This is a genomic window from Marinomonas sp. AWM4_232, from assembly GCF_056158325.1.
On sequence record NZ_JBSWTA010000001.1, the window covers coordinates 3,651,687 to 3,665,635 of the forward strand.

Genomic DNA, 13,949 nt, shown 5'->3' on the forward strand with positions numbered 1-13,949 from the left:
CAATGTTCTGTTGAGAAAGACTATTTCTCGTTGTCTCGATATGCGTAAGTCGCATCAAAACGCGACTGAATCCAATCACCACTGTAAATTGGCTCATATTTCGCGGGTTTATCTTTGCTCATACAAGTTGGAACACATTCCACTAGGGTTTCGTAATCCGGTTCAACAAAAAATGGGAACGAGTAACGATGCACGCCATTTTCAGACGCGCGTACACGGTGTGCTGTAGACACATACTCATCGTTAGTCCAGCGCTGCATCAAGTCACCAATATTAACAACCAGCGCACCTTCCATAGGGGTCGCCTGCATCCATTCACCGTTTCGATGCTTAACTTCTAAGCCACCGATCTGATCTTGCAGCAAAAGCGTGACACAGCCATAATCTGTGTGTGCACCGGCGCCATTATCATGCGTTGACGTTGGGCGCGGTGGGTAATGAATCATACGCAAAACGGTAACGTGGTCTTTGAAGCAACGAGTAAAGAAATCCTGCTCAAGATTCAATGCTTCCGCCATAGCTGCCAATACATGTTGAGAGACATTGAACGCAGTAACATAGTAGTCATGGAGTGTTTCCAACACCACAGGATCCGTTGGGTTTTGGTTTGGTCCATACATTTTGGGGTATTTTGTTGCCAACGGATGATCCGCAGCAAGGTCTAGCGCCATGTCAAAGGTTTCTTTCCAATCCGCCTTATGAACCTCGTCTAGCTGTTCTTCCCCTACACCACCGTAGCCACGATGATTTAGGCTGTTCTTAATGTCGATTTTAAGCTTTTCATCTAATGGCTCATCAAAAAAGCGTTTCGCCGCTTTCATCATGCGAGAAATCAAAGCGGTATCAATGTCAGTGTTGATCAAGTAAAAAAAGCCAATTTCACGACACGCCTTGTCTAAACTCTGAATTTCCTGACTGCGTAATGTTTTGTCTGGACTTGTTAGCTTTGAAAAGTCAATTAATGGAATACCCATTGCTGCTCCGATTATGCTTCATGATGACGATCGGCCAGACGAACCAGCCGTGTATGTTTGGGGTTAAAACGCTTTAATCCCCCTTCGGCAAAATCTACATAAATCATGTTTTTGCCGGATGTTTCTTGTCGAACGACGACACCCTGTCCATATTGCTCGTGACGAACCTTGTCACCTGCTTTTAAATCTCTTTTTGACTGTGTGTCAGATCGTTTAAAACTAACGTTAGGGGCATTATCGCCTGCCTCTCCTAAGTATCTAGACAAGCAACCGTTCAGTTCAGATTGCACTTCTATTGATGCATCTGCACGCCACTGCTGGCTGATTTTCTGCACCGGTATAGGCTGTGCTTCATAGAGAAATCGACTTAAAGTGCCAGCTTTACTCGCCCCTGTTGACAACGTACCGTCACTTAAACGGCGCACTGCGTCACCATTAGGCGTTTCTAGGAAAACCAGACGCTTCCTCGCACGAGTCATGGCGACATAAAACAAGCGACGCTCCGCCTGCATTTCAGCAGCGGCTTGCTTGTCGATTGAGCTTAAATCATCCTCATAATAAGGGAATCGCCCTTCTTGTAGACCAGACATCATCACCAAATCAAATTCTAACCCTTTTGATTTATGAATGGTCATCAAGTGAACACCTTTACCTGCCTGCTGCTCACGCTCATTAAGGCCAATCAACTGTGCAATGATTGTTCCAGCATCAACGCCCATGCCACGAACGTAACTTAAAAACGCTTCACAGGTAGCGATCTTCTCTTGCAACTGAATATCTTTGCTACTGGAATGCTCGAAATAGCGATAGATGCCTAGCTTATCTATGGTCTGCAATAGCCCCTGTGCTGGTTCTTTGTGATACAGCGTAAGACTTCTCAACCAGTCTGCTCGCTCAGCAATTTTCTTTGATTTCCAGCCCTCAGACTGCTCGGCAAGACGTTCTAATAGCTCTGGAATAAGGTGTGGACTCTGTCGCGCCTGCGTTAATAGTCGCTGTCGATCGGCGGCAACCTGAGTGACGTTCGGTACCGTAACGAGGTATTCAACATCTGCTGGGGTATAAAATTTGGTCGTATCATTTAACCCTCCCGCCATTACTGATAAGTACGCCATCAACATGCGTATTTGACGGTTTTCAAGTAATGGTGAATCGCCGTGTAGTTGATATGGCACACCTTTGTGCATGAGCGCTAACTGGATCGGCACCATATCGCTGTACAAACGCACTAACACGGCGCATTGATCTAGTGACTCACCCTGTTCATGCCAACTCTTTAGCTCAGCTAGCAACGCTCGACCAGGCAGTTCCGAGCGTGCAAAATCTACTTCAGTCTCTTGTCCCTGACCGATCACAATTTGTTGGGTATCATTTTGTGAAACAACACAGGACGCCATCATCCCAATGCTGTGGCCAAAACGAAAACTAAATGCTAACGGATATGTATTCACTGAGCCAAAATCTTGATCGAATTGCTCTGCCATGATCCCTGGCGAGGCACCGCGCCATTCATAAATACATTGCTGAACATCGCCCACAATCATCCAGCTGGATTGCGTTTGATAAAGCAGTTTTAATAGCTCGTATTGGCAAGGGTTTATGTCTTGGAATTCATCAATTAACAAATGGTCATACTGTGGTGCCAGGGTTCGGATACGATCCATCAAGGCGGCATCAGCCTCTTGCATTAATGCATAGGGGTCAGCCAATAGATCTGAGAAAAAGCGTAGATTCGATTTTTTGCGTAAGCTTTCAAGTTGTTCATACAATGCGACAAAATGACGGCATTCTCTGGACCAATTACCTGCCTCGAAAACAATATCTGCGGAGGTGCTGGCAGCTTTAACTTGATCAATGAAGAGTAAGAAGTCTTCTAACCAATCGCGCTCATCATGCATTTCTACGTCAAGATTCATGCGCATCAAGCGGTGACGTGCTTCTCGGATAAGTTTTACCAGAGAAAACTCATCTGTCACCAATTTGGCAGAAGGCAATAAACCGCGTTGCTCAAGCCTTTTACTTAAACGCATTCCGAACGCATGAAATGTCATGACATGAGGCGCACGGGCAGAATTACGCTCAGACATCGCCGTTTGCAAGCGTTGCAAGAATTCTTCCTGCGCGCTTTTGTTAAACATGAAAACGCCAATTTTCTCTGGCTGTACACCTTGATCAAGCAAGTACTGTATACGCCCAATCAGGGTGGTACTCTTGCCTGCACCAGCAACCGCGATGACCTTCGCATGCTTTGCACTATCGTGCTCGATAACCGCCGACTGTTCGGCCGTAAAGGCAATCTTTGAGTTGTTCATCACATCTAATCCGCGAGGTTAATCTTCAAACAAATGACCAATCTCGCGAAACGCTAAGTGTTCACGCCCCGCAATTTTCGCAATCGACTCGCCACAGACAACCAATCGACGCTGGAAGCGGGCAAAAAATACACCATTGGCTCTTGCGATCAAAGGGTGCGCACTTTGCGTGACATCGTCCGCCATTAAATCAATGACTTCGCCAATCACTTCCCCTGCTTCAACAGGTTCACCTAGGGATTTATGAAAGCATGCAATGCCTGCCACTGGCGCTTTGACCAGATCCATGGCGTCAAGTGGGTAAAAGGTAACCTTCTGCTTTTTAAGCTTTGGTTTTTCCCCTGCTACCACATCTCGAAGAATTAGATATTTCATCAACGCCGAGGCATCTTTTTCCGCCAATTCATGAGAAATATCGTTCTCACCTCGAAGTTCTAATGTTAACGACCGGCAACCCCAAGGCATCATGTGAGCATAGTGTGTCTTTAAATGACGCCACACACTTACATTGGTTTCATCAAAAGAATGCGCGCCGGTTTCCAATTCAGATAAGGTAACTTCTGCTTCAAGTAAATCTAACAATGGCGTAAAGTGCGCTTCAAATTCTTGTGCCACATAGGCGTGCATACATGCTTCACCAGAACAGTGCAGGTCAATGACTTCATCCGCATCCATGGAAAGCGCTAATAGGGTTTTGCGTAGACCTTGTAGTTCGGTCAACTCAGGGAGCTGAGCTAACTCTTTTTTAATGGCTTGGCGAACAATGGCAATGTTCTCTTCGACATCGCCCGAGATATTACCTTGGATTTGGTTTTCAACTTTTGAACCAAGCTGTGGCCAATTACGGTTGAAGTTGCCGCCGCCATCTGAGAATGCAAAACGCCCCGGTATGTAGCCATGGAAGTTCTGGCCTAACCCAATAGGGTTTGCCACTGGCACAATGATTATCTCTCCCTTAATAAGCCCTTTTTCATCGGCTTTGATCAACTTTTTAATCAACGTATTGAGCACCAAAAAGCCAGGCCATTCATCCGCATGTAACCCTGCCTGAAAATAGATTTTAGGGTGTGCGCCCGCTTCACCGAAGTGATGAGCCTTGATAATACGATGCGTGCCTGGTGTCGCGCTGGGTAATGTATGCGAATACAGTTGATAGCTCATGAAAAACCAAATTCCTTAGAACAGAGGAAGATTACAAATTCCAACAATGATATCTCGGTGCAACATGGTACGCTAAAGCGCGAACGAATAAAAAATAAAACCATGTAATAAAACGCATTTCCATGCGTCTAATGGAATAATATCAACGCTTTAGGAGTCTTGGATGAAACCACTGTTTACATTACTGGCATCAAGTTTGGTCAGCGCTTCCCTCTTCAGCAGCCTATCAATTGCAGATGATGACACATCGGCTTGGCAACACACAGTTGATCAAGCAGCTGGTCAAACCGTTTATTGGAATGCTTGGGGTGGTGCAGACAATATCAATGCTTACATAGAGTGGGTAGCGGATCGGGTTGCAGAAGATTATCAAATTAAATTAAAGCATGTGCGAATCCAAGATACCGCTAACACAGTAAGTCGAGTTCTCGCAGAGAAAACCGCTGGTAAAGATACTGATGGCTCTGTTGATCTCATTTGGATAAACGGTGAAAACTTCCGTGCCATGAAAGAAAACGGCCTGCTGTATGGGCCATTCTCAGAAAGCCTTCCAAACTATAAAGCCTACGTCGATCCGAAAGCACGTTTAAGTTTAACCCAAGATTTTGGCACAGCAGTGGATGGTATGGAGTCCCCCTGGGGAATGGCTCAGGTGATATTCATGCATGACACTCAAACGCTATCAAAACCACCTAAATCTATGCGTGAGCTGTTGGTTTATGCAAAAAATCACCCTGGACGAATTACCTACCCAGAGCCACCTCAGTTTCTTGGCTCTACATTTCTTAAGCAAGCATTGCATGAACTAACCCCTGAGCCTGAATTATTGTTAAAACCCGTCTCAGAAGTTGATTTCGAACGTGCCACTCAACCTCTATGGGCATTTTTGGATGAGTTACACCCTATTGCATGGCGTCGTGGTGCTGTGTTCCCATCAAGCAGTGAAGAAATGATGCGTTTACTCGATGATCGTGAAATAGACATTGCGTTGAGTTTTGACGTATCAGCCGCTTCCGTCCAAATTGAACAAGGCAATTTACCTGACACGGTTCGCTCCTATGTTTTAAGCCAAGGCACGATCGGTAACACACACTTTGTAGCGATCCCATACAACAGCGACGCCAAAGAAGCAGCGCAAGTGGTGGCGAATTTCTTGTTATCTCCAGAAGCACAAGCCTATAAACAGCATCCAACAGTTTGGGGCGATATGACAGTGTTAGATTACGCATCGCTAGATAAAGAGCAGAGAGCACGCTTTGACGATCTACCAAAAGGTATTGCGACACTGAGTGTAGACGAACTAGGTACGACGTTGCCTGAACCTCATAGCACTTGGATGGAAGCGCTCGAAAGCACATGGCGTGAACGATACGCACAGTAACGCATGAGATCCGCCTTTTCGACATGCTTATATTGGCCCATTACATTAGTGTTTTGTTTACTTCTTGTAATGGGCTTTTTGGGCGTTTTTCTACCCAGCTTTGGCATTGATCCAGCGGCTGGGTCTGATCAATTTACTTTTGCTGCTTGGAAGCAGCTATTTCATTCGGCTGAGTTCTGGTCAGGTTTATCCCTTAGCCTGTTTATAGGCGTAGCTTCCACCGCTCTGTCTTATTGGATCGCAACCAGCTTAGTCATTGCATGTTTTGGAAGTCACTGGTTTGACCGTTTAAATACTTTTATCGCACCCATTCTTTCGATTCCCCATGTAGCCATTAGTATTGGCTTAATCTTTTTGATTAGCCCCTCTGGCTGGTTGGTACGCTGGTTTAGTCCTTGGTTGACCGGTTTTGAAAGACCTCCAAACTGGCTTATCGTTCAAGACCCTCAAGGGTGGTCAATGACTCTGGCGCTCGTGATTAAGGAAACGCCCTACCTTGTTTTTGCCATTATGGCGGCGTTATCACAACTTGATGCTAGGTCACGCATTCAAACTGCCAAAATATTAGGCCATTCAACGATTTCTGCATGGCATGGCACCTTGTTAGGGCCGCTTTATCGATTAGTTAGACTCCCTATCATGATTGTTTTAGCGTTCAGCATGACCGTTGTAGATGTGGCGTTGATCATAGGCCCTAATACGCCTTCAACCTTGGCTGTGACGTTACTACGATGGTTTAACGATCCATCATTAATGTTCCGCGGCCAAGCCAGTGCAGCAGCAATCGCACTAGCATGCAGTGTCGTCGTTATGATGCTGCTTTGGGAAGCTTGTTATTTTATCTACGATAAACTTCGTAAGTACATGACATTGTCGGGCAATGGCATAACGAATGTCGGACCTCTAACTTGGTTTGGCGCTTTGGCTGGTGGTGGAATATTTTTGCTGACTGCGCTCACCTTAATGGTTCTGCCTATCTGGGCCTTTGCCCATCGCTGGCGTTTTCCTGATACATGGCCTTCTCTATTCTCTTTAAATACGATTAGCCGTCTAGGACAGCGACTTTTCGAGCTAAGCTTGTCTTCACTTTCTCTTGCCTTAGTCAGCGGCTTTGTAGCTCTGCTGATTTCGTTAGTATTACTCGAAAGAGAACGCCAATTTTTACAATCTAAAATTGTTACGACGATGATGCTTTTTACGGTTTTTATGCCTCAGATAACACTATTATTTGGCATCCAGGTGGGGTTACTTTGGGCTGGTTGGAACGGTAATTGGTGGAGCGTTTTACTACTGCACCTGATATACGTGCTTCCTTATGTGTATTTGACCTTGAAAGCTCCCTATCTCGCTTTTGATGAGCGCATACTTCAGCAAGCGAATTTACTTAAAGATTCACCGATAAAAAATTATCTACTCATTAAGCTTCCCTTGCTAAAAGTATCGCTCAGTGCTGCTTTCGCACTCGGCTTTGCCGTCAGCATGGCTCAGTATTTACCGACTATAATGTCTGGAGAAGGAAGGATTAACACTCTGACAACCGAAGCCGTCGCCCGAGCGTCATCAGGTGACCGAAAGATCGTCAGTTCACTTGCTCTGATTCAAGCATTCTTACCATTGATTTGTTTTTATCTCGCCACAGTGATGCCGAAACACTGGACAACTTGGCGCGTCGCTTTAAGGAGAAAGTTTTGCTAACTCTTGAAAATGTATACATCGCCCGAGATCATGCGCCAATCATCGCCCCCGTTTCTGAAGCCATCAACGCTGGAGAAGTACTAGCATTAATGGGACCTAGTGGCGTCGGCAAATCAAGCTTACTAGCGTATCTGTCGGGAACATTACCGAGCGGACTAACAGGGCATGGAGAGGTAACATTAGAGCAGTTCGCTATACAAGATCTTCCCATCGAAAAACGTCAATTAGGCCTACTCCAACAAAGCCCTTTACTGTTTAACCATTTAACCGTAGAAGAGAATCTACTATTCGCTTATAAAAGCCCTGAATCTCGATTTCTACGAAAACAAGCCATACGCTCGAAGCTAGAGGAAATTGGCTTAGAAGGATTACAGCATCAACTACCACAACGCTTATCTGGCGGTCAGCAGGCACGCTTAGCTTTATTGCGAACCCTTTTGGCAAAGCCTAAAGCCTTATTACTGGATGAACCTTTTAGCAAATTAGATCACTCACTCAGAACAGAAATGAGAGAGCTTGTATTAGATGCTATTCAGAAAACGCAAGTGCCTACTATCTTAGTGACTCACGACCAAGAAGATGCCGACGTAATGGCAACTCGAGTTTATAGTCTGAGATCGATTTGATTCATCAAAGCTAATAAAAATGATATAAGTATCAATACCCTTCCATAGAATAAGTCGAAAAGTATGATTTCACAAAAAGACATAATCGATCTAAATACAGCAACTGGAACCATGCGTTGCAATGTCTATCGCCCTACTCAAGAGGGTCAATTTCCGTGCGTTATTTTCTATTCTGAAATCTTCCAGATCACCGCACCTATCGAGCGCAGCGCTAGAATCATGGCCGGACATGGCTTCGTAGTGGTTGTGCCTGAAGTGTTTCATGAGCTTAACGCAATCGGAACAGTTTTAGCTTATGATGATGAAGGCAAAGATAAAGGCAACCAAGACAAGTTCACCAAGCCATTAGAAGATCATGACAGTGATACTGTTGCAATGATTGACTATTTTGAACAACAGCCATACTGCTCAAAACGCTTTGGTGCAATGGGCGTCTGTATAGGCGGTCACTTAGCATATCGTGCAGCATTGAATCCACGTATTGAATCCGCTTTTTGCTTGTATGCGACAGACATACATTCAAATACGCTTCCTTGCCAAGATGGCAATGACTCTTTTAGTCGAACGAAAGATATCCAAGGCGCGATTACTATGATTTGGGGAAAACAGGATCCTCATGTTTCGACTGAAGGTCGCCAGAAAATTTACCAGCAGCTAATCGATACCGAAAGAAACTTTGTTTGGCATGAGTTCAACGGGCAACATGCGTTTATGCGTGATGAAGGTGAACGCTACGACGCTGAACTGGCTTTGTACTGCTATAAGCTCGCTGTTGACCAATTTAGACGCGATTTGTAATGTAAAGACTCTTTTAGATTAGCCCCTAGAAAGGGGCTTTTTTTATCTCTAATTTCCTCATCAAACCCGTGCGCCACATGGATCTTTACACTTCGGAATTAGTTTTCAAAAAATTTGAAAGAAGTTCCGAAAAAATAATGTTTACAATTTCCTGAATTGATAATCCCTCTCCCAAAAATAACAATACATCCATGCTTAAGGACACAGCAAACAGCTGTATATATTAAAAAACTGTCTTTGCTGATTGGTTTTTAATTATTAATACAAAAGCGCTCTATTACCGTTTATGGAAAAACTGAATAGACACTTATTTAATTAAATTCACATAATTTTGAGGGAAGTATTATGAAAAACATTAAGCCTACTTACATCGCTGGTTTTATGGCCGTCGCAGCGTTAACAACTGCTTGTAGTGAAAAAATGCCTACAGTAAACGAAGAGAATTGTACTCAGGAAAGCATTCAACAAATTGATGATCTGAACATGCGCGAAGACTTTTCTGATCAATGCTTTGATTACCGTATTGAACAAGGTAAAGAGAAGGCTTCTAACCTGCTTCAGAACGGCCAAGACAAAGCGAAGGCACTATACGAAGATAGTAAAGATGCTGCAGGCGAAGCATATGATGAAACTGCTGAGGCAATGGAAGATGGTGCAGATGCGGTGGGTGATGCTTGGGAAGACGGTGTAGATGCCATTAAAGATGGCGCTAACGATGCTGAGACCGAAGTTGAGAATGCCACAAATTAATTTTGTGCATAGTTTGAACTTTTAAATAAAAATGCCAGCATTTACGCTGGCATTTTTATAAATCTATATTGTATAGGAAGTACTATTCTTTCACTTCCATAAATCGGCGAGCCCATTCACGACTTTCATCCAAAGTCGAATAACGCGTAGATAATTCCGATGCGTTTAATTTACCTTCCGCAATACCTCGTTGCTCACGCAAACAATCATAAGTTGCCTTAATTGCCGCAAAGTATGCAGCATGCCCATTTACAACAATACGGACGCCATTTTTAGCCAAACGCTCTCGATCATTAAGCTCTGGATTGCCATAAGCAACTAGCATTAGAGGAATTGAAACATGTTCACTAATGGCTTCTAAATGATCAAAGTCTTTCACGCCAACCATACAAATTCCGTCTGCACCTGCTGCTTGATAAGCTTTGGCACGCTCAATTGTTTCCTCTGTCGTTAATTGTCCTGCATTGGTTCGAGCAATGATCGACATAGTTGGATCGATTCGAGCTTCAAGTGCTGCTTCAATTTTACCAACCGCTTCGTCAAGCGGAATTAGGTCAGTAGACTTATGACCAAATTTTGCTGGTAAAAGGGTGTCTTCGATTGTCAGCGCCGCCACACCAGCTCGTTCAAGCTCAGTAATAGTTCGCATTACATTAAGTGCATTTCCGTAACCATGATCGGCATCAGCAATAATCGGTAAACGTGCGACACGGCCAATTCGTGTCGCCTGCTCTACAAATTCGCTTAAGGTAATCAAGGCGAAATCTGGCGCTGCCAGCACTTGTAACGAAGCAACCGAACCACCCAAGATACCGACTTCAAAGCCCAAATCTTCCGCAATACGTGCTGACATTGGATCAAACGTCGAAGCAGTGTAGTAACAGTTATCGCTCTCTAGCAAAGCACGAAAGTCTTTACGTAGATCGTGTTGAGATGGGGTTGCCATGAAATTACTCCTGAAAACGGCCTTATTTCTGACATAGATTTCGAAATAGGCATTCATACGAAAAACGCCGAAATTCTAACTAAATTACGAGATTTCGTCAGTGCTTTGCTCTGAATCAAACTTCCAAAAGGCAACAATGTGGCTTATGTTGGAAATTAACGAGATTTATATTCTTAACTCATTGATCAAATTTACATGTAGAAAGGACAGATAGCATCTACTGGGATCAACCTTCAGATGGCGCTTTTCGATACTGGCAAACTCATAAAACCATCGAAATCCTTAATACTGTCGTTTGGTTAAAGTATTTTGTATTCAATTTGTCCTTAAGTTACAGCGATGCTTTCACATATTGGAGGTACACATTGATGCCATTTCAAAATCAATTATGAAGCAGCGAGAAACAGCCAGTTATTAGCACTTAGGGGTTGAAGAAACCTTGGTTCAATTGATAAGGCGGTTGAGCATTTAGAATTCGCTACGTGTGACACAATTTGTTTAGTTTCCGATCTGTAATCGAATCATCATATTTGCGAATTCCTGTAGCCATGTGGTTAGCAATTTCGTAAGTTTATGACATAATAACCTACATTGATGCCGCGAAAATATCGTAGTAAGCATGAATTCTTATTGTAGCGAAATCTTGTATTTTACAAGAAGACTCATGTAGCAAGTGCGTAGCATTATATGCACCAAAGCGCACTAAAACCCTCTATTTCAACCTATATACATTTAGGCAAACATTACACCGAAACAAGACTCTAATCCAGATATATCAAGGCATTCAATAGACAGACGCTTTTCTGTAGCGCCCATGATGGATCGGAACAACTGAAAGACAAGTCATTTATTTTCATAGACTTACAACCACTCTTTGATTTTTGTAGCAAAAATATATCAATACACCTTCTTCATCAGCTCTAAATTGCTACAAAAAATAGACCTATATCACTTTTAATCTCCCCCCTATCTGCTTAAATAAAATCTTCATTCAATCCAGTTAAAAGGACTTAACATAGAACGTATAGAAGAACTTTACAGAACATTTCAACAGATCTGCCCATTAGACCACCTATCTATTGATCCAGATGATCACCTAGTAGCTCTTGAGCAAATCAGACAAAGCCCTCTTGCCAAACTCAAGAGCAATGAATCACAAGAACTTTATAAAGTAGTTCAACGTATTCAAATTTCGGATATCGCAAACCTCCCCCATGATCAGCAGCACATCATTCTTGAACGCATTGAGCAATTAGAAGATGATTTAAGGCTAATCAACAAACGCCGTATCATTCAGTATGAACCCCACTGATTTAGTTGCTACCCTGGTCTCGATCGATCAGATCGAGACCAGGAAAGACATGACGCCTCAACTAACCAAGGAGCAAAGGATTAAGCTCTTTGCCATAGCTGAGCCGATATGGCTAGAGAAGCAGGCTAAGAACAACCGGCTCTATATGAACTTGTCTGAAATAGAAAAGCTCAAAGCCAATCATTGGGTACCGAGCGATCGTCAAAGACAAATGATATGGGCCAGTGTGTTTGCCTCGATACAGTCCAGTGCAGAGCCAACTCGTTTTAAGACCATTCGAGAAGCACTAATCAAGAAATATGGTAAGAAATGGTGGCAGGAGTGTGATGCGCGAGCAAAGCATGCTCACGCAGCAAAAGAATGGATTACCAAGAAAATACTAATCAACCGAACCGCAGCCAAAGGAAGCTTAATCCTAGGTTTAGCTGAGCAGGAGCTGGTTGATAAAGTGCTTTCAAAAATACCCAACTAAGCCCACCACTTGGCGGGCTAAAATTGTTAGAAGCTTATTGCCGTATGATTAATGCTATCTTCAGAAAGAATATAGTGCTTACCTTTTCCTGAAGTGTGTTTCTCACCTAGCATCAACAAGTAGGCACCTGAGAAATCTTCTAAACTTTTCACCTTATATTTTTCGAGGAAGCCTTTAACAGACTCTTCAGGGACAACACAACTGACTGCACTACGCTCTCCGGAGTTAAGCCATAGTGCACTGTTGGCTCCATATCTAGCATCAGTAATAAGGCCCCAATAGCCTCTAAACTGGCCAGTATGCTCACTTCCTACGTCATTAAAACTAACAAAGAAGGCTCTAACAGACGTTGACTCATGCCCTGCCAGCTCTATTTCTTGATGTGACTCTCGAAAGTCTTCAGAGTTAATCAAATTTTTCAATAGAGTACTTAACCGTCTGTGCATGGTGGCAGCAGGTCTGCTACCTCTTCCTGAATGACGCCCGCGCTCTTGATCACTCCCCTCAGCGCCTTCAGAATCAACTTCGAAGTTTTGCTGGGCCGCACCATAATTGAGATCTATTTCAATTTTCTTGCCCGGATTTCGAATAAAATCTTCCTCTCCGCCATCAAGCTCAACTCTTTGAGTTTCAGGTGAAGCAAATGAGCAATCATTTACGTGCGGTCGAGCACCAAAGCATGCTGCTTGACCGCTGGTAGACTCTTTTCTAAAAAATGCATCGGCACCACATTCAGTACAAATGAGATTCCGTCTTTTTGAAGCTAGTTCTGCCCCATTTAGAAGAGAGAACTTTTCAGCGTAGTAAACAACGCCATCCGTAACGCACTTAGCAATATCCATTAGTACTCCTTTAGCCCAATTTATCCATATATAAAGAATATATTGGGCTAAAGAGCATTTATTCCAACCTAAATATCAGCAAAATTACGGTTCGTTGATCGCTTCACGTTGGCAATGCTGCTTTCTACCCAGTCTGGCGTTTGTAGCTTTGCAATCTGGGCTTGGTACATTCGGATCGCGGCGATCATATCGCTGACTTCTTGGGTGGGGATCACTACAACGGGCTGTTTAAAGTCCATTGAGTTAGCGATGTTATTTAGCAATTGGAATTTTTCGGATTCGTCGGGAGCGGGGACGGTAGGAGTTGGAAGCTGGTTGTGATCTTTAAGCTGCTTTTCGCATTCGATGAAGTAACGACGGGCCTGCCGACCTTTCTCGTTACGTTCAACCATGGCAAGTTCTTTAGCCATATCGAGAGTGATAAAGTAATCTACTGAATTCTGCATTTTCCCCCGTTCTGGGGAAAATACCACATAGTCCTCACCTTCGATGAAACAGTATTGAGTAATACGGGCTTTCAACCATGTTGCATAATCACGACCAACTTCTAAAAAAGCGTGAAGATCACGGGCGTTAACGGTATCGGTAGTTTGCTCGTTCAATGAGCGGGTATGGAGCGGGATCAGTTGCATAGCCATCATTGGCCTCCTTTGGAGTCTATACCACCAGATGAGGTGAGA

The 13,949-nt window shown here is 43.7% G+C and carries 12 protein-coding genes; 6 read left to right on the forward strand and 6 right to left on the reverse strand.

Translation table 11 applies throughout. From position 1 onward, the window contains the following. Positions 1–20: 20 nt before the first annotated feature. Genes ACXAC1_RS17305 through ACXAC1_RS17315 form a run of 3 tightly spaced genes read right to left on the reverse strand, consistent with a single transcriptional unit; the run spans position 21 to position 4,447 of the window. A complete protein-coding gene (locus tag ACXAC1_RS17305; RefSeq protein ID WP_475063085.1) occupies positions 21–974 on the reverse strand; it encodes an isopenicillin N synthase family dioxygenase in 954 nt (317 codons plus the stop codon). An 11-nt stretch (positions 975–985) separates the two neighbouring features. Continuing rightward, the gene (locus tag ACXAC1_RS17310; protein ID WP_475063087.1) at positions 986–3,286 is read right to left on the reverse strand and encodes an ATP-dependent helicase; all 2,301 of its coding nucleotides are present in this window, start codon (positions 3,284–3,286) and stop codon (positions 986–988) included. Positions 3,287–3,304: 18 nt separating this feature from the next. Further along, on the reverse strand, positions 3,305–4,447 hold the full coding sequence (locus ACXAC1_RS17315; protein ID WP_475063089.1) for a succinylglutamate desuccinylase/aspartoacylase family protein: 1,143 nt from the start codon (positions 4,445–4,447) through the stop codon (positions 3,305–3,307). Between the two features lie 163 nt (positions 4,448–4,610). Between ACXAC1_RS17315 and ACXAC1_RS17320 the strand changes: the two genes are divergently transcribed. From ACXAC1_RS17320 to trbK, 5 genes are all read left to right on the forward strand, one after another. Beyond that, on the forward strand, positions 4,611–5,828 hold the full coding sequence (locus tag ACXAC1_RS17320; protein WP_475063091.1) for an ABC transporter substrate-binding protein: 1,218 nt from the start codon (positions 4,611–4,613) through the stop codon (positions 5,826–5,828). Between the two features lie 78 nt (positions 5,829–5,906). Continuing rightward, positions 5,907–7,523 (forward strand): ABC transporter permease, encoded by a 1,617-nt coding sequence (locus ACXAC1_RS17325; RefSeq protein ID WP_475063093.1) that lies wholly within the window; start codon positions 5,907–5,909, stop codon positions 7,521–7,523. After that, positions 7,517–8,149 carry an ATP-binding cassette domain-containing protein gene (locus ACXAC1_RS17330; RefSeq protein ID WP_475063094.1) on the forward strand — a complete coding sequence of 211 codons (633 nt, stop codon included), beginning with the start codon at positions 7,517–7,519 and terminating at the stop codon, positions 8,147–8,149. The genes ACXAC1_RS17325 and ACXAC1_RS17330 overlap by 7 nt, the downstream gene beginning before the upstream one ends. 63 nt (positions 8,150–8,212) lie before the next feature. Next, positions 8,213–8,947, forward strand: a complete 735-nt coding sequence (locus ACXAC1_RS17335; protein WP_475063095.1) for a dienelactone hydrolase family protein — start codon at positions 8,213–8,215, stop codon at positions 8,945–8,947. Positions 8,948–9,292: 345 nt separating this feature from the next. Then, positions 9,293–9,697, forward strand: a complete 405-nt coding sequence (trbK, locus tag ACXAC1_RS17340; RefSeq protein ID WP_475063097.1) for an entry exclusion lipoprotein TrbK — start codon at positions 9,293–9,295, stop codon at positions 9,695–9,697. A gap of 82 nt (positions 9,698–9,779) precedes the next feature. Here the strand turns inward: trbK and ACXAC1_RS17345 are convergent, their stop codons facing one another. Next, on the reverse strand, positions 9,780–10,643 hold the full coding sequence (locus tag ACXAC1_RS17345; RefSeq protein WP_475063098.1) for an isocitrate lyase/PEP mutase family protein: 864 nt from the start codon (positions 10,641–10,643) through the stop codon (positions 9,780–9,782). A 1,361-nt stretch (positions 10,644–12,004) separates the two neighbouring features. Between ACXAC1_RS17345 and ACXAC1_RS17350 the strand changes: the two genes are divergently transcribed. Continuing rightward, complete coding sequence (locus tag ACXAC1_RS17350; RefSeq protein WP_475063100.1) at positions 12,005–12,427, forward strand: hypothetical protein; 423 nt, start codon at positions 12,005–12,007, stop codon at positions 12,425–12,427. A 26-nt stretch (positions 12,428–12,453) separates the two neighbouring features. Here the strand turns inward: ACXAC1_RS17350 and ACXAC1_RS17355 are convergent, their stop codons facing one another. Both ACXAC1_RS17355 and ACXAC1_RS17360 read right to left on the reverse strand, forming a co-directional pair. Beyond that, a complete protein-coding gene (locus ACXAC1_RS17355) occupies positions 12,454–13,269 on the reverse strand; it encodes a hypothetical protein (protein ID WP_475063101.1) in 816 nt (271 codons plus the stop codon). 68 nt (positions 13,270–13,337) lie between these two features. After that, a complete protein-coding gene (locus tag ACXAC1_RS17360) occupies positions 13,338–13,910 on the reverse strand; it encodes an antA/AntB antirepressor family protein (protein WP_475063102.1) in 573 nt (190 codons plus the stop codon). Positions 13,911–13,949 lie beyond the last annotated feature (39 nt).